Origin of the sequence: Alicyclobacillus tolerans, assembly GCF_048984885.1 — a bacterium.
In the GTDB taxonomy this organism is placed as follows: Bacteria; Bacillota; Bacilli; order Alicyclobacillales; family Alicyclobacillaceae; genus Alicyclobacillus_I; species Alicyclobacillus_I tolerans.
The window spans coordinates 2,204,043-2,229,287 of record NZ_JBMGNK010000002.1 but is presented as its reverse complement, the minus strand read 5'-3'; the positions used below and the strand labels follow the sequence as shown (position 1 = coordinate 2,229,287).

The 25,245-nt window shown below is 40.3% G+C and carries 31 protein-coding genes, 1 other RNA gene and 1 riboswitch; of the genes, 20 read left to right on the top strand and 12 right to left on the bottom strand.

Translation table 11 applies throughout. The annotated features are described in order from the left end of the window. Window positions 1-199 precede the first annotated feature (199 nt). The 6 genes from ACOJUR_RS11290 to ACOJUR_RS11265 all read left to right on the top strand — a co-directional run bounded on the left by ACOJUR_RS11290 (window position 200) and on the right by ACOJUR_RS11265 (window position 4,835). Window positions 200-1,333, top strand: a complete 1,134-nt coding sequence (locus tag ACOJUR_RS11290) for an acyl-CoA dehydrogenase family protein (RefSeq protein WP_420950036.1) — start codon at window positions 200-202, stop codon at window positions 1,331-1,333. A 146-nt stretch (window positions 1,334-1,479) separates the two neighbouring features. Continuing rightward, window positions 1,480-2,073, top strand: a complete 594-nt coding sequence (locus tag ACOJUR_RS11285; protein ID WP_072872577.1) for a YdcF family protein — start codon at window positions 1,480-1,482, stop codon at window positions 2,071-2,073. 49 nt (window positions 2,074-2,122) lie between these two features. After that, on the top strand, window positions 2,123-2,911 hold the full coding sequence (locus ACOJUR_RS11280; RefSeq protein WP_420950035.1) for a tRNA (adenine(22)-N(1))-methyltransferase: 789 nt from the start codon (window positions 2,123-2,125) through the stop codon (window positions 2,909-2,911). Window positions 2,912-2,914: 3 nt separating this feature from the next. After that, window positions 2,915-3,718, top strand: coding sequence for a Nif3-like dinuclear metal center hexameric protein (locus tag ACOJUR_RS11275; RefSeq protein ID WP_420950034.1), 804 nt, complete (start codon window positions 2,915-2,917; stop codon window positions 3,716-3,718). 75 nt (window positions 3,719-3,793) lie between these two features. Continuing rightward, window positions 3,794-4,221: RNase P RNA component class A (gene rnpB / locus ACOJUR_RS11270), an RNA gene on the top strand. 113 nt (window positions 4,222-4,334) lie between these two features. After that, complete coding sequence (locus ACOJUR_RS11265) at window positions 4,335-4,835, top strand: GNAT family N-acetyltransferase (protein WP_420950033.1); 501 nt, start codon at window positions 4,335-4,337, stop codon at window positions 4,833-4,835. 96 nt (window positions 4,836-4,931) lie between these two features. Here the strand turns inward: ACOJUR_RS11265 and ACOJUR_RS11260 are convergent, their stop codons facing one another. Both ACOJUR_RS11260 and ACOJUR_RS11255 read right to left on the bottom strand, forming a co-directional pair. Continuing rightward, a complete protein-coding gene (locus ACOJUR_RS11260; RefSeq protein ID WP_420950032.1) occupies window positions 4,932-5,768 on the bottom strand; it encodes a Dam family site-specific DNA-(adenine-N6)-methyltransferase in 837 nt (278 codons plus the stop codon). A 78-nt stretch (window positions 5,769-5,846) separates the two neighbouring features. Beyond that, complete coding sequence (locus ACOJUR_RS11255; protein ID WP_420950031.1) at window positions 5,847-6,245, bottom strand: DUF488 domain-containing protein; 399 nt, start codon at window positions 6,243-6,245, stop codon at window positions 5,847-5,849. 184 nt (window positions 6,246-6,429) lie between these two features. Between ACOJUR_RS11255 and ACOJUR_RS11250 the strand changes: the two genes are divergently transcribed. After that, window positions 6,430-7,038: an FMN-binding negative transcriptional regulator gene (locus ACOJUR_RS11250; RefSeq protein WP_420950030.1), complete on the top strand. Its 609-nt coding sequence runs from the start codon at window positions 6,430-6,432 to the stop codon at window positions 7,036-7,038. Window positions 7,039-7,154: 116 nt separating this feature from the next. Here the strand turns inward: ACOJUR_RS11250 and ACOJUR_RS11245 are convergent, their stop codons facing one another. Beyond that, window positions 7,155-7,343: an alpha/beta-type small acid-soluble spore protein gene (locus ACOJUR_RS11245; RefSeq protein ID WP_072872568.1), complete on the bottom strand. Its 189-nt coding sequence runs from the start codon at window positions 7,341-7,343 to the stop codon at window positions 7,155-7,157. Between the two features lie 89 nt (window positions 7,344-7,432). On the opposite strand from ACOJUR_RS11245, the gene ACOJUR_RS11240 reads away from it, so the two are divergent. After that, window positions 7,433-7,870, top strand: coding sequence for a DUF1284 domain-containing protein (locus ACOJUR_RS11240; RefSeq protein ID WP_420950029.1), 438 nt, complete (start codon window positions 7,433-7,435; stop codon window positions 7,868-7,870). 35 nt (window positions 7,871-7,905) lie between these two features. On the opposite strand, the gene ACOJUR_RS11235 is transcribed toward ACOJUR_RS11240, so the two are convergent. Then, entirely contained in the window at window positions 7,906-8,277 is a 372-nt protein-coding gene (locus ACOJUR_RS11235; protein WP_072872566.1) for a globin domain-containing protein, read from the bottom strand. A gap of 240 nt (window positions 8,278-8,517) precedes the next feature. On the opposite strand from ACOJUR_RS11235, the gene ACOJUR_RS11230 reads away from it, so the two are divergent. The 5 genes from ACOJUR_RS11230 (at window position 8,518) to ACOJUR_RS11210 (ending at window position 12,409) form a co-directional block, all read left to right on the top strand. Next, entirely contained in the window at window positions 8,518-9,033 is a 516-nt protein-coding gene (locus ACOJUR_RS11230) for an anti-sigma factor family protein (protein WP_420950028.1), read from the top strand. 27 nt (window positions 9,034-9,060) lie between these two features. After that, window positions 9,061-9,182: riboswitch (cyclic di-AMP (ydaO/yuaA leader) on the top strand. A 1-nt stretch (window position 9,183) separates the two neighbouring features. Next, window positions 9,184-9,780 (top strand): C40 family peptidase, encoded by a 597-nt coding sequence (locus ACOJUR_RS11225; RefSeq protein WP_072872564.1) that lies wholly within the window; start codon window positions 9,184-9,186, stop codon window positions 9,778-9,780. Window positions 9,781-10,034: 254 nt separating this feature from the next. Next, window positions 10,035-10,583, top strand: a complete 549-nt coding sequence (locus ACOJUR_RS11220; protein WP_420950027.1) for an FMN-binding protein — start codon at window positions 10,035-10,037, stop codon at window positions 10,581-10,583. After that, window positions 10,584-11,567, top strand: coding sequence for an FAD:protein FMN transferase (locus ACOJUR_RS11215; protein ID WP_420950026.1), 984 nt, complete (start codon window positions 10,584-10,586; stop codon window positions 11,565-11,567). Continuing rightward, window positions 11,525-12,409, top strand: coding sequence for an RnfABCDGE type electron transport complex subunit D (locus ACOJUR_RS11210; RefSeq protein ID WP_420950025.1), 885 nt, complete (start codon window positions 11,525-11,527; stop codon window positions 12,407-12,409). Before ACOJUR_RS11215 ends, ACOJUR_RS11210 begins: the two co-directional genes overlap by 43 nt. 2 nt (window positions 12,410-12,411) lie before the next feature. On the opposite strand, the gene ACOJUR_RS11205 is transcribed toward ACOJUR_RS11210, so the two are convergent. From ACOJUR_RS11205 to zwf, 4 genes are all read right to left on the bottom strand, one after another. Then, complete coding sequence (locus tag ACOJUR_RS11205) at window positions 12,412-13,269, bottom strand: YihY/virulence factor BrkB family protein (protein WP_420950024.1); 858 nt, start codon at window positions 13,267-13,269, stop codon at window positions 12,412-12,414. A gap of 154 nt (window positions 13,270-13,423) precedes the next feature. Further along, window positions 13,424-14,269 (bottom strand): hypothetical protein, encoded by an 846-nt coding sequence (locus ACOJUR_RS11200; protein WP_420950023.1) that lies wholly within the window; start codon window positions 14,267-14,269, stop codon window positions 13,424-13,426. 187 nt (window positions 14,270-14,456) lie between these two features. Continuing rightward, window positions 14,457-15,086 (bottom strand): cyclase family protein, encoded by a 630-nt coding sequence (locus tag ACOJUR_RS11195; protein ID WP_072872558.1) that lies wholly within the window; start codon window positions 15,084-15,086, stop codon window positions 14,457-14,459. Continuing rightward, window positions 15,073-16,638 (bottom strand): glucose-6-phosphate dehydrogenase, encoded by a 1,566-nt coding sequence (gene zwf / locus ACOJUR_RS11190; protein WP_072872557.1) that lies wholly within the window; start codon window positions 16,636-16,638, stop codon window positions 15,073-15,075. Before zwf ends, ACOJUR_RS11195 begins: the two co-directional genes overlap by 14 nt. Window positions 16,639-16,945: 307 nt before the next feature. Here zwf and ACOJUR_RS11185 point away from each other — a divergent pair, with 307 nt between their 5' ends. Next, window positions 16,946-17,923, top strand: a complete 978-nt coding sequence (locus ACOJUR_RS11185; RefSeq protein WP_420950022.1) for a DMT family transporter — start codon at window positions 16,946-16,948, stop codon at window positions 17,921-17,923. Between the two features lie 93 nt (window positions 17,924-18,016). Next, window positions 18,017-18,142: a hypothetical protein gene (locus ACOJUR_RS11180; protein WP_420950567.1), complete on the top strand. Its 126-nt coding sequence runs from the start codon at window positions 18,017-18,019 to the stop codon at window positions 18,140-18,142. 141 nt (window positions 18,143-18,283) lie between these two features. Here the strand turns inward: ACOJUR_RS11180 and ACOJUR_RS11175 are convergent, their stop codons facing one another. Then, window positions 18,284-18,985 (bottom strand): polysaccharide deacetylase family protein, encoded by a 702-nt coding sequence (locus tag ACOJUR_RS11175; protein WP_420950021.1) that lies wholly within the window; start codon window positions 18,983-18,985, stop codon window positions 18,284-18,286. A 240-nt stretch (window positions 18,986-19,225) separates the two neighbouring features. On the opposite strand from ACOJUR_RS11175, the gene ACOJUR_RS11170 reads away from it, so the two are divergent. Together ACOJUR_RS11170 and ACOJUR_RS11165 are read left to right on the top strand one after the other, a co-directional pair. After that, window positions 19,226-19,660 carry an Hsp20/alpha crystallin family protein gene (locus ACOJUR_RS11170; RefSeq protein WP_420950020.1) on the top strand — a complete coding sequence of 145 codons (435 nt, stop codon included), beginning with the start codon at window positions 19,226-19,228 and terminating at the stop codon, window positions 19,658-19,660. A 96-nt stretch (window positions 19,661-19,756) separates the two neighbouring features. Then, window positions 19,757-20,272, top strand: a complete 516-nt coding sequence (locus tag ACOJUR_RS11165) for a precorrin-2 dehydrogenase/sirohydrochlorin ferrochelatase family protein (protein WP_072872555.1) — start codon at window positions 19,757-19,759, stop codon at window positions 20,270-20,272. Here ACOJUR_RS11165 and ACOJUR_RS11160 read toward each other — a convergent pair. Next, window positions 20,269-21,021 carry a 7-carboxy-7-deazaguanine synthase QueE gene (locus ACOJUR_RS11160; RefSeq protein WP_072872554.1) on the bottom strand — a complete coding sequence of 251 codons (753 nt, stop codon included), beginning with the start codon at window positions 21,019-21,021 and terminating at the stop codon, window positions 20,269-20,271. The genes ACOJUR_RS11165 and ACOJUR_RS11160 overlap by 4 nt on opposite strands. Then, on the bottom strand, window positions 21,014-21,487 hold the full coding sequence (queD, locus tag ACOJUR_RS11155; protein WP_420950548.1) for a 6-carboxytetrahydropterin synthase QueD: 474 nt from the start codon (window positions 21,485-21,487) through the stop codon (window positions 21,014-21,016). Before queD ends, ACOJUR_RS11160 begins: the two co-directional genes overlap by 8 nt. A gap of 148 nt (window positions 21,488-21,635) precedes the next feature. Here queD and ACOJUR_RS11150 point away from each other — a divergent pair, with 148 nt between their 5' ends. After that, window positions 21,636-23,168, top strand: a complete 1,533-nt coding sequence (locus tag ACOJUR_RS11150) for an HD domain-containing phosphohydrolase (protein ID WP_072872552.1) — start codon at window positions 21,636-21,638, stop codon at window positions 23,166-23,168. On the opposite strand, the gene ACOJUR_RS11145 is transcribed toward ACOJUR_RS11150, so the two are convergent. Next, a complete protein-coding gene (locus ACOJUR_RS11145; protein ID WP_072872551.1) occupies window positions 23,162-23,497 on the bottom strand; it encodes a winged helix-turn-helix transcriptional regulator in 336 nt (111 codons plus the stop codon). The genes ACOJUR_RS11150 and ACOJUR_RS11145 overlap by 7 nt on opposite strands. A gap of 176 nt (window positions 23,498-23,673) precedes the next feature. Here ACOJUR_RS11145 and ACOJUR_RS11140 point away from each other — a divergent pair, with 176 nt between their 5' ends. Both ACOJUR_RS11140 and fabL read left to right on the top strand, forming a co-directional pair. Further along, entirely contained in the window at window positions 23,674-24,318 is a 645-nt protein-coding gene (locus tag ACOJUR_RS11140) for a cob(I)yrinic acid a,c-diamide adenosyltransferase (RefSeq protein ID WP_072872550.1), read from the top strand. A gap of 82 nt (window positions 24,319-24,400) precedes the next feature. Then, on the top strand, window positions 24,401-25,153 hold the full coding sequence (gene fabL, locus ACOJUR_RS11135; RefSeq protein WP_420950547.1) for an enoyl-[acyl-carrier-protein] reductase FabL: 753 nt from the start codon (window positions 24,401-24,403) through the stop codon (window positions 25,151-25,153). Window positions 25,154-25,245: the final 92 nt, after the last annotated feature.

Here is a 25,245-nt window from a genome sequence, read left to right as displayed (position 1 = left end):
TTTGTTTATCATTGTGATTGTCATAAAAAGCGGATTGCCTATAGTCAGTAGGCAGTTTTAGGGTGAACTTGTCACGCAGTTATCAAGCTATCATCCTACAAAATGCAATCTTCAGTATTCTCCGACTTTATACCAACCTATTGCAAGCGCTTTCGTTTGATCGCTATAATTTCTAAGACAGAGTTTGGGAGGGATAGGAGTGGATTTTGACTTTACGCCAGAACAGAAAATGATTCGGGAAACCGTTCGTGATTTTGCACAGAGGGAAATCAAACCGATTGCAGCGGAATTAGATCGTACCGAACGTTTTCCGATAGAAATTTTCGAAAAGATGGGTAAACTAGGCTTACTTGGCTTGCCCATTCCTGAAGAGTATGGAGGATCGGGTGCTGATTTTATCAGTTACTGCTTGGCGCTTGAAGAACTTGGTCAAGCTTGTGCGGGAACAGCATTGAGTTATGAGGCACATATCTCTCTTGCATCGATGCCGATTTTACATTTTGGAACTGAAGAACAAAAGAAAAAATATCTTGTTCCTTTAGCGAAAGGCGAAGCACTGGGTTCCTTTGGTCTGACAGAGAATGGTGCAGGTTCCGATGCGGGTGGTACTAAAACGACAGCTCGCTTGGAAGGCGACGAATGGGTCATCAACGGTACAAAAATATATAATACCAATGGTGGATATGCCAAATATGTAGTACTTACAGCATTGACAGACAAAGAAAATCGAGGAATTAGTGCCTTTATCGTTCCTACAGATGCTCCAGGTTTTTCTGTAAGCAAAGCTTATGAAAAAATGGGAATGCGAGCTTCTAATACGGTTGAATTGATCTTGGAAGATGTACGAATTCCTAAAGAAAATTTATTGGGGCCCTTGCATCGTGGTTTTCGCCAATTTTTAGCCACATTGGACAACGGACGAGTTGCAATTGCCGCATTGGCCATTGGTATAGCCCAAGCCGCTTTTGATACGGCTTTGGAGTATAGTAAAAGTCGCGAACAGTTTGGTAAACCTATATCGAAATTTCAATCGGTTTCCAATAAATTGGCGGATATGGCCATGCATCTTGATTTGGCTCGCAATGCAGTATACAAAGCAGCTTGGTTGCATGATCAAAATCGTCCATACACCAAAGAAGCCGCATTTGCCAAACTTTTTGCTTCTGAAACCTGTACCCAAACTTGTCTTGATGCCATTCAAGTTCTTGGTGGTAATGGATATATGCGCGAATACCCCGTCGAGCGGCATTTGCGTGACGCCAAACTCATTGAAATTGGTGAGGGGACGTCTGAAGTACAGCGTCTTGTCATTGCACGCCAACTTGGGTGCTAATCAATTCTCTTAAAAAGTAAGATAAAGAGTGGACATTCTTTTGGACCGATTCTTTTTATTGAATCGGTCTATTTCTCGATTGTAGAGAATAACGTCTTAGCGTGTACAAAGAGATCGAAAAAAGGGGCTAAAAAGAAGGTGTAAGAATGTGGAAAACCATTCTATTCTTGTTGCTTCTATTCCTATGTGCTCCTTTACTGATTTATCGACTCCTAGCGATTATGGCAGAACAGTTATCGGCACAGGGGCGTAATATTCGGCCTGTTCCAGCAGATGTGGCTATTGTTTTAGGGGCTTTTACAGATGGTTATCGGCCATCTCCACCCTTGATTCGTCGATTGCACGCGGCTATAGACTTATATCGAATGGGGTATATGCAAGCTATTATAGTGAGCGGTGGGCGTGGTCAGGATGAAAAAGTCACAGAGTCACATTCCATGAAACGATTTCTTGTAATGAACGGCGTAGCGCCGCATGTTATTTTCGAAGAACACAAATCTTCCGATACCTGGGAAAATCTTCGCAATTCTTTGTTACTGATGAACAGCTTGGGATTTGCAGACGCCATTATTGTAACAAGTGATTATCATCTGCCACGGGCCCTTGCGGTTGCTAAAAAACTTTCTATTCCTGCCAGCGGGTATGCAGCGAAATCAGGCAAACAGGAGAGACGTTACGCTGTGCGGGAAATTTTTGCTCGTATTCAGTACACTCTCCTTCGAAAATCCTCCTGGACTTAATGTGCATTGCGGTTTTGATTGTCTTTCTTTCCTGAGTTACAATGCGCGTATGATGAATGAAGAACATAAACCTACGATTTCACTTTCTTATCGTCTTTCATGGCTATTGTCACGTATCCCATCTGAAGCAAGCTTGGTGGATGTAGGTACCGATCACGCTTTATTGCCGATTGCAGCTGTACAAATGGGTAGAATTCATACAGCTATTGCCTCTGATGTTGCGGTAGGGCCGGTCGAACGCGCTTGTAAGCAGATTTCACAGGCAGGCCTTACAGATCTCATTGACGTCCGTTTAGGAGATGGTCTCTCGACTGTACAACCTGGAGAAGTGGACACAGTGGTGATTGCCGGTATGGGAGGCTCGACAATAACAGAAATTCTCATGCAATCGCCCTCAGTTGTTGAACACACTCGAATGTTGCTGTTGCAGCCAATGAATGCATATTCTAAGCTCAGACAGTGGCTCTATCAGCATCATTTTTTTCTACAAGATGAGTCAATACTTAAAGAAGATGGCAGGTTTTATCAATGTATACAGGCTATACGCAATGAGTATGCATTTGATGTTGCTTATCAGTTATTTCCAGATGAGTGGGATAAACGGATGGCCTATCAATACGGACCCTTGAATTTACAGCGGCCAACCATAGACGTAGAACAATATTTGCAGGTTGAAATACAGAAATACCAGAACATTCTCCAACAAATGCCACACCCTAACTATAACATTTCGCATCTTCCTCGTTTCGAAACGGACAAGCGTCGTCAAGAATTGCTGGGTGATATGGAGTGGATCAAAAATTGGCAGGCAAAATTATCGAGTGAAAGAGGGGGATGATGCTTGGAAGTTCAAGATGTAATCCATGCTATGGAAGAAATCGCGCATCCAAACTGGGCATTGCCTAAAGATGTTATTGGTTTACAAATCGGCTCTCCTAAAGCAAAAGTGCAAAAAATTTGGATTGCTTTAGAAGCTCAACCATCCATCATTGTTGCTGCGGTTGAGGCTAAAGTGGATATGTTAATTACACACCACGCTCTTTTTTATCATCCGTTGCAAAAAATTTTGACTCATACGACTACTGGTCAAGCACTGGCAATTGCACTGTCAGCAAATTTGTCTATTTATGCAGCCCATACCAATTGGGATGTAGCTCCTGGTGGAGTTAATGACATTTTGGCAGAACATCTTGAACTACAGGATGTAGAGATTCTTGTTCCAACTGGCGTTACGGCTGAGGACAGAACTATCGGTCTTGGACGGATTGGTCAACTTTTGCAACCCATGACACTTCAACAGTTCGCTCAACGAGTGAAAGACAGAATGGGGCAAAGCGGCATTCGATTTAGTGGTTTGCCCGATCGAAAAATCGCTCGTGTAGCAGTACTGGGTGGTAGTGGTCGAGATTTTATGGATGTAGCTCTGGAAAAATCGGCTGACGTATTAGTGACGGCTGATATCAATCATCATGCAGCTGTAGATGCTACAGACGCTGGACTGGCGGTTGTCGACTGTACGCACGCAGCTATGGAACAGCTATCGCTTCCTGTGCTTGCCCAACGTTTGCAGGAATTAGTAAACCATATTGGCGAAGTAAAAATTGAAGTTCCTATAATTTCGGCCGATCCGTTTTATTGGATCTAAGTGTTTCCTCTGGAGGAATATTCGATGTATTGCGATGATCTGTTTTAATCTTTATACTTAATCATCTAGGCTGTAGAAGTAAGCTGGGCAATCGCCGATGCAGTGCCGAAAGGCCGCATGGGAGGAAAGTCCGAGCTCCATAGGGCAGGGTGCCGGATAACGTCCGGCGGGAGCGATCCTAGGGATAGTGCCACAGAAATGAAGACCGCCGATGGCTCTGTTAAGGGTACAGGCAAGGTTGCAACGGTGCGGTAAGAGCGCACCAGCAGCTTGGAGACAAGCTGGCTAGGTAAACCCCACCTGGAGCAAGACCGCATAGGAGTGCAAATGTGGCTGCCCGTCACGCACTCGGGTAGGTTGCTTGAGCTGGCTGGCAACAGTCGGCCTAGATAGATGATTGCTGCTCCACACGTGCGAGGCATTTCTTTGATTGTTTTGCACTTGACGAGAGTGCCGTTTGTAGCACCGGAGTACAGAACTCGGCTTACAGGCTTGCTTCTTGCAGTCTTCCAAACCCACAGGGCGAATGTCTTGTGGGTTTTTGGTATCTCTAAATAGAGTTTCAAATGGTTGTATGTTAATTTTTGTTTGTATGATGGGATGGGAGGATTATTGAATGAATGATCATTTGAAAATAAAGATTTTTTCACCAAACGAAGAAGAGGATCTGCGCTGGCTCAATCAACTGTGGCAAGTAGAATGGGGAGGTGAAGCCATGGTGAGTAGAGGTCATGTATTTTATCTTCATGACCTCCACTCGGTGATGGCTAAAGATGAAAACGGATATGTTGGTGCTGCTACATACCGTTTTGATATGGAGAATAATTGTGAACTTATGATCATTAATGCTCTTTCTCCAGCAAGCGGTGTTGGCACTCGATTACTTGCTGCTGTAGAACAAGAGGCTTCGCGCAGAGGGTGTCGGAGAGTATGGCTTATTACAAGCAATGATAACCTGGATGCACTGCGTTTTTATCAAAAGCGGGGGTATAGAATAACCGCTGTGTATCCTGGAGCCATTGACGAAGCAAGGAGCATCAAACCAACCATACCTTTAAAGGGCGATCACGATATTGAGATACACGATGAGATTGAATTGGAAAAGAGATTACTTTAAGGTCTGAGAGTTACATTTTCATTTTCGACTACCTCACTAACGTAAAGGCTGGAATTTTACGTTTAATTTAAGAAATTAACCCAAAATCTTTCAATCCTATATGGATTTCTTTCCTGAAAATAAAGCAAGTAGTTCTGTTACCTTTTTGCGTTTTTTTCCATCACAACTAATAAATCTTTGTACGTCAAAACTTGAAATTTCAGCTAAGGAATAGGCCTTTAGTGTAAAATCACTAAAATGGTTAGAGATGAGTACAGGAATTCCTTTTTTAGAAAGTTCTTCTGCAACTTTCGCTAAACGCAATTGCTCTTCTGGACCGAATCCATTAGCATGGTAACTGGTAAAGTTGGCTGTTTGGGAAATTGGTACATACGGTGGATCACAATAAATGACATCTCCCAATTCTGCTTGGTTCATTACTGATTCAAAGTCTTCTGAAATAAAATGAGCTGTCTGTGCTTTTTGATAAAATATGACCATTTCTTTGTATGGAAAATATGGTTTTTTATATCTTCCAAACGGGACATTATAATGACCGAATGAGTTATATCTGCACAAACCGTTATAACCGTGTCGATTTAAATAAAGAAACAATGCTGCTTTACGGATGAGGTCAGTTGTTTGATTAAATTCTTCCCTTAATTGATAATAAGCTTGGGGTGTATTATTTTCGTCGATAAATAACTGTTTGCATTCGTCGATAAAAGACAATCCATATTCTTTAAGTGTCATAAACAAGTGGATAAGGTCGGAATTCATATCATTAAGAATATTTTCTTTATAATCTGTATTAAGAAATACGGCAGCTGAACCCGCAAAAGGTTCAATTAAGCGTCGACCAGGCGGTAGAAGTTCTCGAATTTTATCCATGATGCGATGTTTATTTCCAGCCCACTTCAAAAAAGGTTTCATATACTCACTCCGCTCAGCCAAGCTGAATTACTATTTTCGAAAAAACCAGTGATTCATGGCTTGTTCAACAAGTTAACCCTAAGATGAAATTTTACCATTTTAGCAATAGCGATGATCATATAAACAATTTAAATAGTCAATTAAAAAATCATAGAGTACTACTGCATGATTGATTAACTCATTCTTGGCTCCGTAAACGAGTGTTACGGGGCTTTCTGTCACCCATTTTTTAATTTTATTTAGGGCTTCTTGGTGACTTAGACTAGTTGTTAATTCTTGATTATAGAGAATACGAAATTCAGAAAACCGTTGTGCAGGATTTTCATGAAACCATTTCCGTAATCTATCTGTTGGTGCAATTTCCTTTAGCCAAATGTCAACGTAAGCCTCCTCTTTTCGAATTCCTCGCGGCCATAATCGATCGATTAATATACGTGTACCGTCAGAAGGATCAGTTGGTATATAAATACGTTTTAAGTACAAGTTTTCATGTTTCATACCAGGCATAATCCTTTCAATTCATAGTTCATTACTGAAAAGATGATTCATAAAAAGGTAACACAACATATACAAAATTTCTGTTGTGAAGTAACCCATGGTCTCAAAGGAGCTTGCGTCAACATGTTACAATTTTTTGTGAGCGGATCGTCCAAATCGGTGACGAGCGAGGGAGTGAGTGGGAGTGTATATCCCAAAATCGTTTCAATGGCAAGATGAAGATGAAATTTCAGAGTTTATAACTCGTCATTCCTTTGCCTTACTTATAACTTCAGAGGACAATCATCCTCTTTGCACACATCTACCCATGTACTATGACAAAGATAAACAAATGCTGCTTGCGCATATGGCCAAAGCCAACTCTCAATGGAGAGCAATGGATGGTAGCCCTTGTTTATGTATCTTTTCTGGCCCGCATGCATTCATTTCACCGGAATGGTATGATCTTCCTCAATCGGTACCAACTTGGAACTATGTGGCTGTACATATTCAAGGAACCTGTCGGTTGGTTAAAGACGAAATCGAGTTAGAAGAAATTCTTGAAAAACTGATATATGCATATGAACCACATTCAAAACTTCCTATGGATTCTAAGCAGCATTATTATCAACAAATGATGAAAGCTATTGTAGGTTTTAAAGTTGAGATTGATTTAGTTGAAGGTTGCAAAAAATTGAGTCAGAATAAACCTTTAGCTGTTCAACAACGTGTAATTGAACAATTACAGGCGAAAAATGATTGGAATGACGTCCAAGTTGCTCGCTGGATGCAGAAAAATATTGTTCAAAAATAAAATCAATCTTCTTCAAATGACAGTGGGAAGGAATATCCTTATTATACGCGAAAGCCTATCCGTGTGTATGGATAGGCTCGCTAAGAATTATTTTCTAAACCAAAGGTTTTCCTTGCTTACTTCATTTGGCCGGATAATTGACTTTCTGCATATGCGACCAAACGTTTGGTGATTTCCCCACCTACGGAGCCGTTTTGACGTGAAGTCGTTTCTGCTCCGAGATTAACACCAAACTCATTTGCAATCTCCCATTTCATCTGATCCAGGGCACGGCTTGGTACGAGTTTTTCGTTGTTGTTTGCCATTTTCAGTTCCCCTTTCAAAAATGATTTTGGACTGCAAAGTTATTATGTGAGAAGTTTAGTTTTCTATACACAGATTAAAAAATCGAAGGGTGACAGATTTGATTCGATTGCGCGGACATCATCTTTTATGCATGCTTGGCTTTCGAGGAATGGGTTATTCAAAAGAATTCGTGGAGCATATGAAGAATGTTTATAACCAATTGAGAATAGAGCCACAAACAGAAGTACTTATTGTCACGGGACCAGATGAATTGTGTCATTATTTTCCTGATAATCAATGTTATCATTGTGAAGATAAAAATGTTGCAGATCGCGATCAACAGATTCTAGTTAAATTAGGATTACACTCTGGTCAAAAACTGGCTTGGCAGTCAGTTGAAAGTAGAATTCGTCAGCATATGCATCCTTCGGATATAGCCGTACTTTGTAGTACGTGCAGTTGGCGCTCCTATGGAGTTTGTGAAGAAGGAGTTCAAAGAATTAAGGAAGGTTATTCATTATTACCACTCCCGAAAAAGTCAGTTTGAAATCTGATTTTTTCATTTTTTAAGCATTCCAATCTTCAACGATTAATCATATGTTGAGCCGTTAATCGAAGTCGTTCTAACATAAATTCCTGAACAGAATGGTCTATCCCAATTTGATTGAGTGACTCTTCCATACAACGTATCCATTCGCTCGCATGAGCTTGAGTAATAGGATGTGCAAGATGTTTGGCTCTTAACATTGGATGACCATACATATTTGTATAAAGCGAAGGCCCTCCAAAAAATTGAGTCAAAAACATCAATTGCTTATCACGCACAGGTTTTATGTCTTCTGGAAATAGAGGACGTAGGAGTTCATTTTTTTGGACTTTTGTATAAAATATGTCAACCAGATTGGCTATTGTATTTTGACCGCCAATCGCTTCATAAATAGATTTAACTTCCATACTCCAATAAGCCTCCTGCTTTTTCATTCAACCGTATATAATTTTGCTGCAGTATGCAAATTATTGGTGAAACAAGACATAAAGCAATCCATTGATGTGCGAATTTTGATCCAGTCAGTATTCCTACAAAAATGAAAAGAGAGATTGAGAAAATACTGGTCAAGTTTAGGGGTTTTTTCGTATAATGGGTCTACATGATGAGAAAGATTGGTTAAAACTGGGGGAGACGGGAGGCAATCCATGCAATTGTGTGATTTAAGCTTGAGATATGTGGCTGGATTACTTACCGAACTTGAAAATAAACGTTTTGAGCGCCATTTACAGAATTGTGAAAAATGTCGGCAAGAAGTTGAAGAATATGTATCTTACCGTAATCTCATGATTCAAGAAAACAAGAATCAGCAAATTACAGAAACAGACACGCTACTTACTCATGCTAAAGTGTATGTATTTCCTCAACGGCACTTACAAAATCAATCTCGAATGGGTAAAATATTTGGTTTAAAAGCTCGTTCCTTTTTTATAAAAGTACCCCAATCTATTGCGGCTTTAATGGTAATTGCTGTTGCTTTCTTTTCATTTTGGGCACATCTGCCAGCCCATCAAGTGGTCGTCAAAGCTGAGGGAATTGTAACTCGAGAAGTACCTCATTCCGTAACGGTGAAATTTGATTCAGTTTTGAGTAAAGCTCATGAATTAGAAAATCGTTTGGAAAACTATAGACTTCTTTCTAACTATTTTGCAATGAAATTATGACAAAGTGTTTGTTAGCATAAAGTCCGAACCAAAAAACAGCCGAATCCTATTTAGGGTACGGGGGATACAATTTGGGGTGAATGCGCCAACGCGCATGGGCGACCTCCGTCCTAACCCGTCAACTAACCTCGGAGGCAAGGGGAGGACTTTATGAAAATAAAAGCAGCCTTATTGGCTTTAACATCCATTGCAGTATTTTTGCCTGCTACCAGTCAAATTGCAATGGCAAAAACTTATCATCGTACACCCATTTATTCGTTTTCCAGCAATAGCTACGTCAAATCTCAATTGGCGTATAACGGTCAACTACCTCCAGGAGTCACTTATCAGCCATCTGTTCAACCGTTAGCTGGAATTCACGCGACACCAGAAGAGAAGTTTCAAGCTATATTGACAGTAGCAGAAAGTAAGTTAGGTACTCCCTATCGATGGGGGCATAACGAAGATAGAGGTCAGTATGGCTTTGACTGCTCTAATTTTACAGCCTATGTTTATCATCATGCGCTCGGCTATGTTATGAGTGGAGCTTCGCAAGTACAATATCACGATGTAGGTTGGCAGGTACCTATTTCGGATATGCAACCTGGTGATTTGGTTATTTTTAACCATGGTGGTCATGTTGCGATTTATATTGGAAATGGTCAGATGATTGAAGAAGGCGGCGGTTTGGGTAAAGTAGGTATTGCACCTTTACATCCTGGAACGTATTGGTACAATCACATCACTACTGTCAAACGTATGTTTTAAAAGTGAAACTTTCTATAGGGCTTGTTCCTCTCGTCATCTTTAGATGACTTTAATATGTTGCCTTATGGATAAACAGGTTTTTTCTTTCTCCTGTTTACATTTGGCAGAACATATTACAGGGGGACAAGCCCTTTTTTTTATTCATGACTCCACAAGTTCTTCATAACCATCGGACAAATACTTCAACACCTAGAAGGCCACTTTTATTAATCTATGACGGAGAATAGGAATCGGGTGAAAGTGGTGTTTATCGATTGCTCAAAACTACTCAATCCAAATGGTTAACATTATCTACAGCCGCTGTAGGAGCCATCTATGCTGCAGGTTTTTTCTATACGGAACCGACAGTTCAGGCATTAAATCCACAGATCTTAGATCAAAAAAATGCAAGTGAGTCCAACAAGGTATTCCATCAAATGGGAAAAGAACATCACGAGACTAGGTCATTCCACAAAGCATTATCATCAACAACAACTTCTGCAAATCATCAAACATCAAATTCAGACAAGTCTCAACATAAGAGCGATAGCAGTTCTCTTTATAAGGACGGTATTTACCAAGGAGTGGGCACGAACGCTTATGGTAGCGTCGGTGTTTCTGTAACGATACAGAATGGAAAAATCACTCAAGTGCAGATCACTCAATGTACCACTCATTATCCACAATCCGTTATTGATCCGGTTTTACCAAACGAAGTTGAAGCTAAGCAGACGTGGCAAATTGATATTGTCTCTGGAGCCACAGCAAGTACTCAAGATTTTGCTATGGCTGTCTATCAGGCTTTGCAAGCTGCAAAGGCTTAAATGGAGGAATTTATCCTGAGCAAAGAACTTCAACTCTATCATCATCAAGTGCTTGCTTTAGGTACAAAAGTTGATTTTTGGGTTTCCATAGAGGGTAATTCATCTGAAGATGTTAGAAAAAATTTGCAACAAGCAATTTCAGTTTTCAACATCGTAGAGGAAACCTGCAGTCGTTTTCTTGAACACAGTGTGTTACGACGTCTTTCACAACAAATTGGTGAGGATGTTCAAGTACCTGTTCTATTATTCGAGGTTATCCAATTCAGTTTAGAATTGGCCAAGATGACTCATGGACGATTTGACCCGACCATAGGTGGATGGCTAGAGAAGGGTGGTTTTGTCACAAATTATTTGACAGGAAACAAATTGGATTTATGCGAAAACATAGATTTTAATGCTTCCTATCGTGATGTAAAGCTTGATGTGGAGAAAAAAACCGTTCGCTTAATGAAACCGCTCCTCTTGGATGTGGGAGCTACCGCAAAAGGGCTAGCACTTGATTTGGTAGTTCATTGTTTTTCTGAATATCCAGGATTTTGTATCAATGCTGGTGGAGATGTGATCGCCAGAGGTATACAACCTAATGGTGAGCCGTGGAAGATTTCTATTCGCAATCCGTTTTCTCCAGAAAAGAAAATAGGATATTTACTTTTTTCCGATGCTATGTCTGTATGCACTTCTGGAGGCTATGAACGTCTTAGTCCCGTTATTAAGGGAGAACATCACATCATCTCTGGAGTAGATAAACAATCTCCTCACCATGTAGCAAGCGCTACAGTTATGGCTCCAAATGCTATGTTGGCAGATGGTTTTTCCACGGTGATGATGCTCCTGTCCCCTCAAGAAGGATTCCTTCGTCTGGAAGAGGCAGGTATTGAGGGATTACTTGTTTTATCTGACGGAAGTGTGCAAATGTCTAAAAAAATGGAGGACTATTGGCATTGCGAAAAAACAAACGTGTTCCAAAACGAAAACAACAAGTAAATTTGCATTCATTAAAAAAATATATGTCTACTCCTAAAGGGACTTTAATGGTCATTCTACTCCTGTTATCTGTTAGTAACTTTTTAGCGAGTGGCTCATTGACGGGAATTTTTCATATACTGATTGCTATCGTTTTTGCAGTTTTTATCGATGGCATTGTAGCCATATGGCGTGCCTATCCGCGAAAATTTTCCGATGGAGCATGTATCAGTGGGTGGATTATTGGGTTGATTTTAGGAGTTCAAGAATCGATTTGGATTATTTTTGCAACTGTGACACTGGCTATGGTGTCAAAACATCTTTTAAGCCATGGTCGAAAACCTGTTTTCAATCCAGCAGCTTTTGCTCTATTATTGGCGGTTTGGTTTTGGGGGGCTCAGGAAAGTTGGTGGGGGGCGTTTTCAGTTCAATCATCCTGGTGGATGATCATTCTTATAATTACAGGTTTTTGGATGACCAATCGTGTTCGGAAATTTCCACAGGTCCTATCTTTTCTTGCTACTTTTTTTTCAGGAATGCTCATTCTTGCTATATTTCATTGGGGTTCTGTATCATTTACGCCTGCAGATGCTTTGCGACCGCCGTTTATTAACATGACGCTCTTTTTTACTTTTTTCATGCTGACAGATCCACCGACAACTCCGGGACGCAAAAAGTTACAAATTGTTTTTGGTTGCCTTTCCGCTACGTTAAGTATTTTAAGTATGTCCTTGTGGGGCGGGCAAATTTATTTACTGCTAGCTTTGTGTTCAGCGAATACCATTAAATTTCTCTTTGATCGAATACAAAAAAGAAGAAAAAACCATGTATTGCCTACTAAGAGTTTAGGTCTTTCTGAATAAGATTATCCTACTTTCTTTGTAAAGGTGGAGGGAATCATGGATGGATAACCTTCCCTTTTGGGTTTGGAGATTGTAAACATCAAGGCACCTCCTAGCAGAAAAATAAAACTTAGGATATAGAACCAAAATGCAAGCAATTCTATAAAACTCAGTGCTCCATAAATCAATTCATATTGACCCATATGAGCTGCATAGAGTAGAAACAAATCTCTAGCTATATAGATAATCACGGTGCTGAATAAGGCTCCTGCGCTCGCAGAGAGCCAAGGAGGGGGAATCGAAGGTAAAAGTCTGTAACATAGCAATGACGTTACAAATAAGAGTATCGGGAACAGGAAGAATGAGAACCAACGTAACCAAGAAAATGGAGCGGGAAGTGTGTGACCCACGACTTGAAATATTTGTACAGCGATACCAGATAATAAGGTAAGAAATAAAAGAACAAACATCATAACAAAGCCTATCAAATATTGCTTGATAAAAGAACGACGTCTACGAATGCCAGCCATCATGTCAAACGTTTGTTGCAAAGAAAGAAAACCACCTACGGATGTCCAAAACAATCCAATTATACTAAACCAACGTACCTCTTTATTAAGACGGTAGAGACGTTCAGAATTTAAATTAATGAGTTGTCTTAAATCAGGAATATTGGGGATATAGTTGGATAAAGTAGAGCCAATATTAGAAGCCACGTGTGGATCGGGAACTAACCAGATAGCTAACATGACAAGTAGCAAGAGAATAGGAATGAGTGAAGAAAATGCAAAAAATGCAAGTACAGCTGCAAAGGCAGGTACATTACCACGATTCATTATGGATAAGAGCTGTTTTAACCATTGCCAAATAGAATGCCACATAACTTCATCTCCCCATCATAGTATGAGTGGGAAGAGTAATTTTATTCAAAAAAATGAAAGGGGCTGTCCCAAAAGTCATTGTAGATGACTGGGGGATAGCCCCTTTCATTTTTTTATGAAGAAAAAGAATAACGCATTGAGAGCTAACTTGGATTTAGGATTGAACTGTACTGGAGTTCACACTGGTAATTGTTACTCCATCAGAGGAATTTCCATAAGTCGTGCTAGATGTACTTTCTGATTGCATTTCAATAATCAGTTTTGTATAACTGATTTCTGTTTTTTGCAAATGAAGAATGGTAGCTTGCAGTTGTGGGATAGCATCGTTCAAGGGCTGCTTAAAATTCCCAAGATCATCATGCTTGAGTTCAGCAATCTTTTCGTCAATTTTCCATAGTTGTTTCTGTGTCTGGTTATGCTCTTGGATAGCCAATTTCAACAGATTATAAGCGCTCATATTGCCCCATCCAGTCGAAAATGTATCCGTAAATTGATTTCGAGCTTGAATGAATTGTTGGAGCGGTGCAGCAATGGGGCCATGAGGACCTTTGGGACCGCGGAGCGGCATAGGTGGATGGAAGTTTATAAAATTTCTTCCTACCACATGCATGGCCTGCCAATAAGCTACAACAAGTTTCCAGGCGCTATCAGATTTGATTAGAATTTTCATGCGTTGTTCATTTAATTGTTTTAATTCTTGTTGTTGCTGAGGCAAAGAAAAATGGAAACTATCTAAAGTGGATTTGTCATTTTCTAAGTTTTGCTCGGTATTATATAAAGTATTGATTTGTGTATTTAAATCAGAAACCGTCGAAATAAGTTGGTTTACAGAAGTATTCGAGGAATTGCTTTGTACTTGACTCCATAGGGAAGCTTCTGTTTTACTGTTTGCTTCATATTGGGATTGAAAATGATTACTTCCATCAGCATAAGCGGTAATTCCAGAAAATGCAAGCGTTGCAACTGCTGCAGCCAAACCAATTGTTTTCTTTTTCATCATCTGCTAATCCTCCTAAATCATGTAATTCGATGATAAACTACTCTATCAATTCAACAGTATCTGTGTTCAATTAAAGGTTGCGTTGGTAGTCTTCTCTTTTTGAGGGTCGAGCAAAAAAAATGTCAAAAAAATCCCCGCTGTCTCCAACGAGGATTTTTTTGACATCTTAAGAAGTAAATCACTTATCTTATGTTAAACCTTCTATGAGAACAACTCTAGCGGGAGCAGCCTCAATTCCTTCAATATAAAGTGGAGCAGCAACCATAAAATATTCACCTGGTACAATGTGTGCTAGGCGCAAGCCTTCAATAATGACGATGTTGGCATCAAATAAAATTTTATGTGTTGGATGACCAGGCTGGCTTCGTTCAATCCCTAATCCATCTATTCCTACTCCAGCAATCTGTTTTTCGACCAAATATTGAGCACCCTGTTCGCTTAAGTATACAAATTCAGGATTAAATATCTCATCATTGGAATTAGCCGTATGAAACAGTAAAAAATCATCTTTTTCTGGTGAAATCGCTTGTAAATCGGAAACCTCAATCACTTTGTCCACATGTGTAAAATCTATCACACGAACTTTTCGTATTACTTGTTCTAAAGGCAAAGTGTCTATGCTATTCTGTCCAGCTAACATGTGAAGTTTAGCATCTACATGTGTACCTGTATGAGCATCCATATGTAATCTGGTTTCACGAACACCTTCACCATTGATAAAATTAGATGTAATTTCAAATTGAGGCCTTTTCTCATCTTTATTTTTGTATACAGCCATATCAGGGTAAATTCTCATAGAAATATCATGGATTTTCATGATTTTTTCCCTCCCGTAGTGTAGCCGTTTCTTTTTCTAAGCGAGCTTCCACAGATGCTGTTTCCTGTCCATAAACAGGCCACCAACGATGTCCCTCTTTTGCTAGCAAGTTATCTGCAGCTTCAGGGCCATGACTTCCCGCTGTATAATGATGAAGCGGCAAACGCTTTTCTGTGAAGGCTTCGGCAATCGGATCGACAAATTTCCAAGCAAGTGATACTTCATCCCAACGTGTAAAGAAAGTAGAATCTCCGCGCATGGCGTCATAAAAAAGACGCTCGTAAGCTTCTTGGGATGCATCAAGTGGCTGACTGAATTCCATGGCTACTGGCACGACCATTTCATCTGTACCAGGTCTTTTGGCGTTGAGTTGTATATACATACCTTCTACAGGATTGACACGAATGACAAGCAAGTTGGGGCCAAGATTGCCATCTTGATTAAAATATAAATGTTTTGGCATATCTCGAAACTGAATCACAATCTCAGTTGATTTGACAGAAAGACGCTTGCCTGTCCGAATATAAAAAGGTACGCCAGCCCAGCGAAAGTTATCTACATACAATTTGGCTGCTACGTAGGTTTCTGTCTCTGAAGAAGGATTTACATTTTTTTCTTGAACATAAGCAGGTACTTGTTGCCCATTCATGGTTCCAACGCCATATTGTCCACGTATCACATGATCTTTTACTTCTTCAGGTGAGAAACGACGTAGCGAGCGTAAAACTTTTACTTTTTCATCTCGAATGGCCTCATTTTTCAAACGGCTTGGTGGTTCCATGGCAATCATCATAACCATTTGCAACATATGGTTTTGAACCATGTCGCGTAACGCACCAGCATGTTCATAATAGGAAGCCCGGTCTTCTACGCCCACAGTCTCACTGGAAGTAATTTGGATATTGGAAATGGAACGGTTATTCCATACCGGTTCAAAAATGGAATTCGCAAAGCGAATGACTTCAATGTTTTGTACCATTTCTTTGCCTAGATAGTGGTCGATGCGGTAAATTTCGTCTTCTTCAAAAACGCTGCGCAATTCATTGTTTAGCGCTTCAGCAGAGGCGAAGTCGTGACCGAAAGGTTTTTCAATAATAAGTCTTCTCCAACCTTCAGTATGGGACAATCCACTTTCTTGTAAATTTTGTGTTACGGTTGCGAAGAAATCAGGTGCCATAGCCAGATAAAACAGACGATTTTTTGTATTCGAATGCGCTTCAATCTCCTCAACCATATTAACAAGCTTCTTATAATGGTCAAGATTGGAAGCATCTAGTTGGCAATAAAACATTTTTTTTGCAAAATCGTTCCAGGTGTCTTCCTTGGTTATGGATTTTGGAGCAAACTCACGCATAGCCTCTCTTGCTAGGGTGCGATATCCATGATCGTCGTAAGCTGAACGAGCCACATTTACAATTCTGGTGTCTGCAGGGATTTGTCCACGAAGATACATGTTGTAAAGGGCTGGAATTAATTTTCTCCTGGCTAAATCTCCTGTTGCTCCGAATAAAATAAACGTATGCGGTTCAATTTTGGATTCCTCATTCATCATTTGCAGCTTCACCTCTAGTCTTTCCATTCCTGATATACCATGCTATTGTACAGCAAGCATGGTTTTAATCCTATTCTGTAAGGTTGTAAAGGAGTTATTGTTTATTCAACGCAAGCTATAGGCAAGGTTATGGCCAGCGAACTTATATTTTCCATCCATGAACCGTGTGTAGATGTAACCATACGAACAGAATACCAACTACCAATAGCCCTCCTAAGATGGTTGCGTATAGCCATTTTAACGCAGTTTTCATCGGCAGCTCATCTCCTAAGAAAGTATTTCTATAGATAGAGGGGGATATACGCAAGTGCAAATTGAATCAGAAGCCACACAAACCCTGATCGATGTAGAGCCACAAAAAAGCCAGACTTGGATAGGAACCAGTGCCGTATTGACAGCAGCTATTTTTTGGGGGCTGTCGGGAACAGCTGCGCAAGTGTTATTTCAAACTTATCATGAGTCTCCTTTTACACTTGCAGTCATTCGAATGCTCGGCTCCGGCATTGTATTGCTTATCATGACCGCTTTTCAAAAAGGGATGCGCTTTGTATTTCTGCCATTCTTTCAACGCAATACTACAGTTTCTTTATTGATATTTGCTATTGTTGGAATGTTGGGTGTGCAGTTTTCCTATCTTTCGTCCATTCGCTACGGAAATGCGCCTACAGCTACGTTTCTGCAATATTTATGTCCAGCTATGGTCAGTGCCTATCTTTGGATCAGAGGTTCTAATAAGATGAACAAGATTCAATGGGCAGCTGTTGGATTGGCTCTGCTAGGTACGTATTTTTTGGTAAGAAACGGTCATCCTTACGCGTTTGCAGTTCCTTTAGATTGTATCGTGTGGGGCGTTATCTCAGCACTGACTTTGGCTTTTTATACAATCTATCCAGTACAGTTGCTTCATCGATTTGGTTCATTGCTTGTAACTGGTTGGTCCATGTTACTTGGTGGCCTCTGTTTGCTTATCATTCTGCCTTTTTTGTCTCTTTCTATACGCGTGGTGTGGCGACCCTTACCGCTCATGTTGCTTGGATTTGTAGTCTTTGCCGGCACTTTACTAGCTTTTTGGCTCTATATATTCAGCCTCACCCATCTGCAGCCACAAGTAGCCAGTGTTCTGGCATCTGCCGAACCGCTTTCTTCCGCATTAGCAGGTGTTTTCTTTTTGCAGTTACATTTTGCATTCACAGGTTGGTTGGGAGCATTCTGTATTTTAACTGCTGTATTCATTCTGCAAGTCTATCCATTTAGGAAAAATAGGAAGAGAAAGGTAAATTTTTAAGGTTTTACTCATTTTACGCCCAAATTGTATGTCATATGGGCTTTCACCATTTCATTTAGCGGTTGTTTGTTCATAGTGTGTAATAGCTCTGTCATGAAGGGAGGCCGCATGATGTACGGCGTATTTGGTGGATATACAAGTTGGGCGGTCGTATTTCTCATCATCTTTGTGCTGTTCTTCCTGCTCATCCCTGCTTACGGCGCTGCGGCGACGTATTAAAATTGTGGTGAAACAAAGATTAGTCTATCAACAGTGCATCCCCAATTCATCAAGATGATTTCATTTGTCCCCCGGAAGGAGTTTGATACTCTATTAAATCCTGACGGGGGTCTTATAGATTCCAATCTTTTTTAACCAATCTTAGGACAAGGTCCTAAATTGATAACCATCTTTCTTCCATTCATGTATTAATTTAGGTAGTATTTCCGCCGTATAGCGGCTTCCGGATACTCCATCGTGAAACAGGATAATTGATCCAGGATAGACATGACCATGTAAGGCGTGCCAAATATCCTCTTGGCTTGTAGCTTTCCAATCTTGAGAATCCACGTTCCATAACCTTACGGGATGACCCATTTTTTGTAGAAAATGAATTTCATTTTGTTCGATGTGTCCTCCTGGGGGTCGATAAAGAATTGGACGGATTCCCGATGCTTGATAAATAATTTGATCGGTTTTATGGACATCTGATTTTAATTCATCTAACGCCAATTGTACGATATCCTGGTGTCGATAACTATGATTGCCAATGGTATGTCCATCCCTGGCCATTTGCTTGACTAATTCGGGGTAGCGTTCGCATCGATAACCGACAACAAAGAAAGTGGCGTGAATATGTTCGACTTTTAACTCACGAAGGATGATGGGAGTATAACGTTCACTAGGACCATCATCAAAGGTTAAGTAAATGACAGGAGAAACTTTTTTTATTGAAGTTGCAGCCATTTCGGTAGGTATAGGGAACCAGCATATGGTTAGCACTGCTGCTAAACTAAAGCCGATAAGAGTATATGGCTTCTTCTTGGGAAGAAATTTTAAAATTTTTTGGATAAACGCACCCATAACCTTCATATTGCAATTTTCCTCACTTTAATTATCCATACAGATTATTTTAAAAAAGACTGTTCCTTACCATTTGTAAAAATTCAGTGATTCATGCAAAGGTCGTTATCCGTTTTGTATTTGATTTAGTTTTTTTTCTTTCTCGTGCTTTGTATGAGAAATCTTTGAATGATTCAATCTAATAAGTGTAACAAAATTCTTGTTTAGGCTCAGTTTAGTCAAGAAAAGGAGTGCATTTTAATGGAAAATCATCGAGATCGTTTATATCCTGAGATGGTTCCCATACCCTCTTCATGGTTTCCTAATTTGTGGGATGATAATTGGTTTAGCGGCTGGTCTTTTCACCATCCACGTCTGGATGTAACGGAGACAAGCAGAGAAGTAAAAGTTACAGCAGAGATTCCCGGGCTTGCTTCTAAAGATGATATTTCAATTGTGGTCCATCCTCGTGAATTGCAGCTTTCAGGAAAAGTACAGAGAGAGAGCAGCACTGAGTCAGATCGGACTCATCGTATAGAACGTTTTTACGGGACTTTTCAGCGTACCATTCCGCTACCTGCAGAAGTAGATGAATCCAGTGCAAAAGCAACTTATAAAAATGGTCTGTTGATGGTCACCATGACGAAACGTACTCCATCTTCAGGTCAACATAAAATTGATATCGAGTTTCACTAGTTCAAAAATTTTTGTAAATCATCCCGTTTGTTGTACCCTGTGAGAAAGTACAGCTTGTCTTTTGAGGCTAAAATAAGTGAGGGAAGTACAAACGGGATGAAGGAATTGGGTAAATTATTGATGATGGCAGGAAACTTTAAAAGAGAAGATTGTCTGGTGATTGGTGGCGGACATGTCGCAACACGCAGGATTGGTAAAATTTTGGATGTTGTCCGCCATATTACTGTAATTGCCCCAAACGTTACAGATACCATTGCAAAATGGGCTCAAAATGGCAGGTTAGTCTGGTTGGAAAGAGATTATTCTCCTGGTGATGAGGAGGGTTATTCTTTTATTATAGTAGCAACGAATGAATCTTCCGTGAATCTTGAGGTCGTTCATCGATTGCGTCATCACCATGTTTTTTTAAATGTGGCCGATCATCCAGAGGAGAGCAATCTTTGGTTTGTCAGCGAAGTGGACGTTTCGCCTGTTCGTATTGGCATTTCTTCCTCTGGATGCAATCCAAGTCTCTCTAAAAAATTACGAATAGCTCTAGAAGCTGATTTAGAAGATGGTGGAAATCGTTTTGTTCAATATTTACAATCAATTTACAACAAATCGAAGGATTAGACGCCGCGTGCTTCAGGATCCCATATCCATTTGTGAAGTTGCAGACTGACGCGCACTTGCTTTAAGTTAGTTTTCAGAAGTTTTTCTACGAGTCGTTTGGCAGACATAGAAGAAAACACAGGCGAGAAGAGCACTTTTCCATCGCCGATCTCGTTTTCAACGATATCTACGGCTCTTTCAAAATCGCGATCGTCAGCAATGACAAATTTTATTTCATCTCGTTCAGTTAGATATTGAAAATTACTCGTAAGCATTCGATGTTCCTCACCAGATCCTGGCAACTTATAATCCATAATGAAACGGATTTTTTGACCTAAAGGTTGAATTTCCTGACGAAGTTGAGCAAAAGGTGAGAGATCGATAGCTCCATTGGTTTCAATATGCACATCTGTTACATGAGGTATTTTAGCTAAAGCTTCGACCAAGGCGATAGATTTACGCCCATGCATCAATGGTTCACCACCGGTCAGGCAGAGCCAGCGGTTTTCAAAGGATGCTGCTTTATGGCAGATTTCTTTAATGGATGCAAAAAACACGGGTTTTTCAGGAGCGTAGCTATATTTGGTGTCACACCATTGGCAGCGTAAATTACAGTTATAAACACGCACAAAAGTTGTTCGTTCACCTGCTGCTGTACCTTCACCTTGAATCGTCTCGAAAATTTCTACCATCGGCAGTTGTAAATCGTTTAAGTCGCTATTTCTCAACTGTTCATCCGATTGATGATCGATTGTCAATTGATTATTCATTTATCATCCACTCTCTCCGCAGCTTTGCGCAACTTGTGGGAGTTTCATAGAGAACCAGCGATTCAAGTCTTAACCCTCTATCCCCAAACTGAACGTTCAAAGCATCTTCTAATTCTTCCCAGATCCACACAATCATATTTTCAGCTGTAGTGTTCATGGGTGGTAGTACTTCGTTAAGATATTGGTGATCAAGACGATTTTTGATGCGATTTGCAAAAAGCTCCTTTAATTCAGCAAAATCCATGACAATTCCACGCGGGTCTGGGATGCCGCTAATTTCGATTTGAAGAAGATAGGTATGTCCGTGCAGATTGTGGCATTTACCCATATACTCATGCAAATGATGAGCCGCATCAAAAGTAAAATGTTTTTCAATCGATACGCGTCGCTGATGATATCGTAATTGCTCTGGAAATATATCTTCATGCAAGGTTTGAATTTTTGGAGGTAAATGATAGTGAGTCATAAAAATTCTCTCCGTTTCGATCCGATTCAAATAGGATTCATAAAAAAGCAATGATAAAACTTATAGGTCATTGAGCAGGAAACAGTCACACCATACAAGAATACAACAGATAGATGTTTTGAGCCATGCGAAGCGGGGGTTATCATCCTTGCCAATTTATCATAAATTTTTAAGAAAACTGGTTCAAAATTATTTAGCCGGCTCTTTAATTGCAGTCTTGGGCGTGGGCGGTATTTTGATTTTTAGTACGCTGCGGATCTCTCTGTATGATGCCAAATGGATTGCGCTTACTCTATTTGTCAGTTTGCCGTTTATGTTTGGTGCGGAGTTCTTTGTTTTTCGCAAACATATGCGTCCGATTCGTAACATTTATAATTCAAAAGAAACCAACACCAAAGAACAATTTGAGCTGGCATTTATGCAACTGCATAAATTGCCAGCTTTGGCGGTTCGAAGAATAGCGGGTCCTCATTGGATGGGCATGGCTATACCTTCTGTCATTCTCACATTACTAGAAATCCGTTACTTTCACCTTACCTTACCAGTTTCCTATGTCTTGCTCGCATTTATTGGCTCTATGTTGGTAGCGAGCATGCACGCTATTATTGAATTTTTTCTGACCGCAGAAGCAATAACACCGATGCTGTCCGATTTACAAACTCGTGCTCAACATCAATTTGGGTTGAGTCTGTCTCTCGAGGGAAAAGTTCTGATAAGTGTGAAAACAAAGTATCGAAGTAGTGCTGTCTTAATTGGTGTATTTCCACTTTTTCTTTTCTCTTTAGCTACCCAGGTGCGCCTTGTCAATTCTACTTCTAATGGATCGCATGCTTACTGGCAGTGGGCTGTGGTGATTTTGGCAGTGGGAGTCGCTTTCTCAGTCTATAGTGCTTCCTTGCTTTCAAGAGTCGTACAAAATCCAATTGATGAATTACAGCAGAAAATGTCTGAAGTTCAATTGGGAAATTTAAAGATTCGCGCTATGGAGGCATACTCTGATGAATTTTCTCGTTTAGTAAAAGGTTTCAATCAGATGGTAGAAGATCTAGAGGCTAGAGAAATTCAAAATACTCTTCTGACGCAAAGTCTATTAACAACTTTAGCTGCTGCATTAGATGCGAGGGATCCTTACACTGCTGGTCATTCTCTGAGGGTTGCGGAATATTCGGTTGAAATTGGTAAGCGGATTGGTTTGTCGGAAACAGCATTGAAAGATCTACGGGAGTCCGGACTTCTTCATGATATTGGTAAAATAGGAATTCCTGATAGAATTCTCTTGAAAGATGGAAAATTAACTGATGAAGAATATGAAATCATGAAATCCCATCCGGTACTCGGCGAGACCATTTTAGCACAGGTTCAACCTCCGAATGCTATGGCCAAATTGTTGCCAGGTGTTCGATCACATCACGAACGATTTGACGGAAAAGGGTATCCAGATGGCTTAGCGGGACATGATATTCCCCAATTTGGCCGAATTATGGCTATTGCGGACGCATTTGATGCCATGACCTCCAATCGCCCTTATCGTAAAGGCATGCCTATACAAAAAGCTTTGCAGATTTTACAACAAGGATCTGGCACACAATGGGATCCTGAATATGTGTCAGTTTTTTTAGAGTGGGCAGTAGCCCAAGAAATAGAGAAAGTAAGAGAAACAGTTGCAAGCTCTGTTCAATAATCTTGGTGGGCAGGAATATTTACCCATGTTTCTCCCCAAGTTTGCACGGCTTTCATGACAGGTTCAAGCGCACGTCCTTTTTCGGTTAATTCATATTCTATTCGGACGGGAGTTTCAGGATATACATGGCGTACCAATATGCCTTCTGCTTCTAGTTCCTTGAATCTTTCCGCCAGCATACGATCACTCATGTTAGGAATCATGACGGAAATATCTTTGAAACGTTTTGGGCCGTCTAAAAGTACATTTATAATTAAACCTGTCCAACGTTTTCCGAGCAAAGAGAACGCATGTTCGAATTTTGGACACAAATTATGAGTCGTTTGCATAAATCATCATCTCCCAAGTTCTATTTTAACATATGCATTGTCTGAAATAGCAGTTCCTATGAACATAGACTCATTTGATTTTGGTTTATCGTAAAATTGAACTGTTATTCGTTTTGACTCAAAAAGATAACGTTTAGAATGGTGTTAAGCTATTTTCGAAAGTGAGGGACTCTAGCATGCGCATTTATACACGTGGTGGAGATTTAGGGAAAACAGCTTTAATAGGTGGAGAACGACGTTTTAAAGATGATGTGCGAATTGAAGCGTACGGTTCTGTCGATGAATTAGGGGCAAATTTAGCTTTTGCTGAATCTCTTTTGGATAGTCATTTGTTTAGTGATATCAAATCATTGATAGCTGAAATTCAGCAACGTCTGTGGGATGTAGGTGCTGACTTGGCAGCTCCGGAGAGTGCAAAAGATTATCAATTTCGTACACCTGATGGTGCTGCAGCAGAATTGGAACCTTCCATTGACAAGTATCAACAGGAAGCTGATAAATTGAGCAAATTTGTCATTCGCGGCGGAACGACAGAAGCTTCGGCTATGCATGTGGCATGCACCGTAGCAAGGAGAGCAGAAAGAAGAATTGTGGCACTGATGCATGTTGAAGAGATTCATCCTCCTACACTCAGATACGTCAATCGACTCTCTGATTTATTATTTGTGTTGGCGCGAGCTATTAACGTAAGGTTAGGAGAAAATGACGTTCAATATAAGAATTCAAAGATTGTTTTCCGAGAACCGAATTCTCGTGGAAAGATATCCAATAACGAAAAAGAGAGTCAAAATCAAGGATTACAGGAAGACGAACGGTCTTAAATTTGTCAACATTCTGGGCAAGCAGTTAAGATAGACAAGCGTCAATGTAGTCTATTCAGTTGCATAGGGAAAGGTGATCAATTTGCATAGTAAAAAAGTGGTTATGGTTACAGGTGGAACACGGGGAGTAGGGAAAGCGATTGCGAAGAGATTTGCACAAGAAGGCTGCGATTTGGTGCTAAATTTTCTGCGTAGTCGTAGTCAAGCAGAAGTCACTAAAAAAGAAATTGAGTCTCAGTATGGAGTAAACGTTCACTTGGTGAAATGTAATGTTGGTGATATAGAGAATGTAAGAAATTTATTTTTAGAAATTGATGAAACGTATGGTAGGTTGGATGTTTTTATTAATAACGCTGCTTCTGGAGTTTTACGTCCTCTTATGGAAATTGAAGAATCTCACTGGGATTGGACTCTTGATATTAATTCCAAAGCGTACTTGTTTGCTGCTCAAGAGGCTGCTAAACGTATGTCAGCCAACAATGGTGGACATATCGTTGCTATATCGAGTCTGGGTTCCACGCGAGTTTTGCCTAATTATGTGGCAGTAGGTGTTTCAAAAGCAGCGCTTGAAGCAATCACGAGATATTTGGCTGTTGAATTAGCTCCTATGGGCATTTCAGTAAATGCCGTCTCTGGTGGCGTGATTGATACCGATGCGCTTAAACATTTCCCCAATCGTGAGGAAATGCTTGCTTCAGGCGCACAAAATCCAACTGGTGCTATGGTTGAAACGACAGATATTGCAGAAGTTGTGTATTTTTTATGTACTCCTGCGGCTAAAATGATACGTGGGCAAACCATTGTGGTGGATGGCGGCATGTCATTGCTTGTTTAGGATTGGGGTTTGGCTGCCAATCGCATAGGGTAAGAATGCCTTCCATAAAAGGAAGGCATTCTCTGTTGAGGAATGAGTGGGTTTCTTAAATA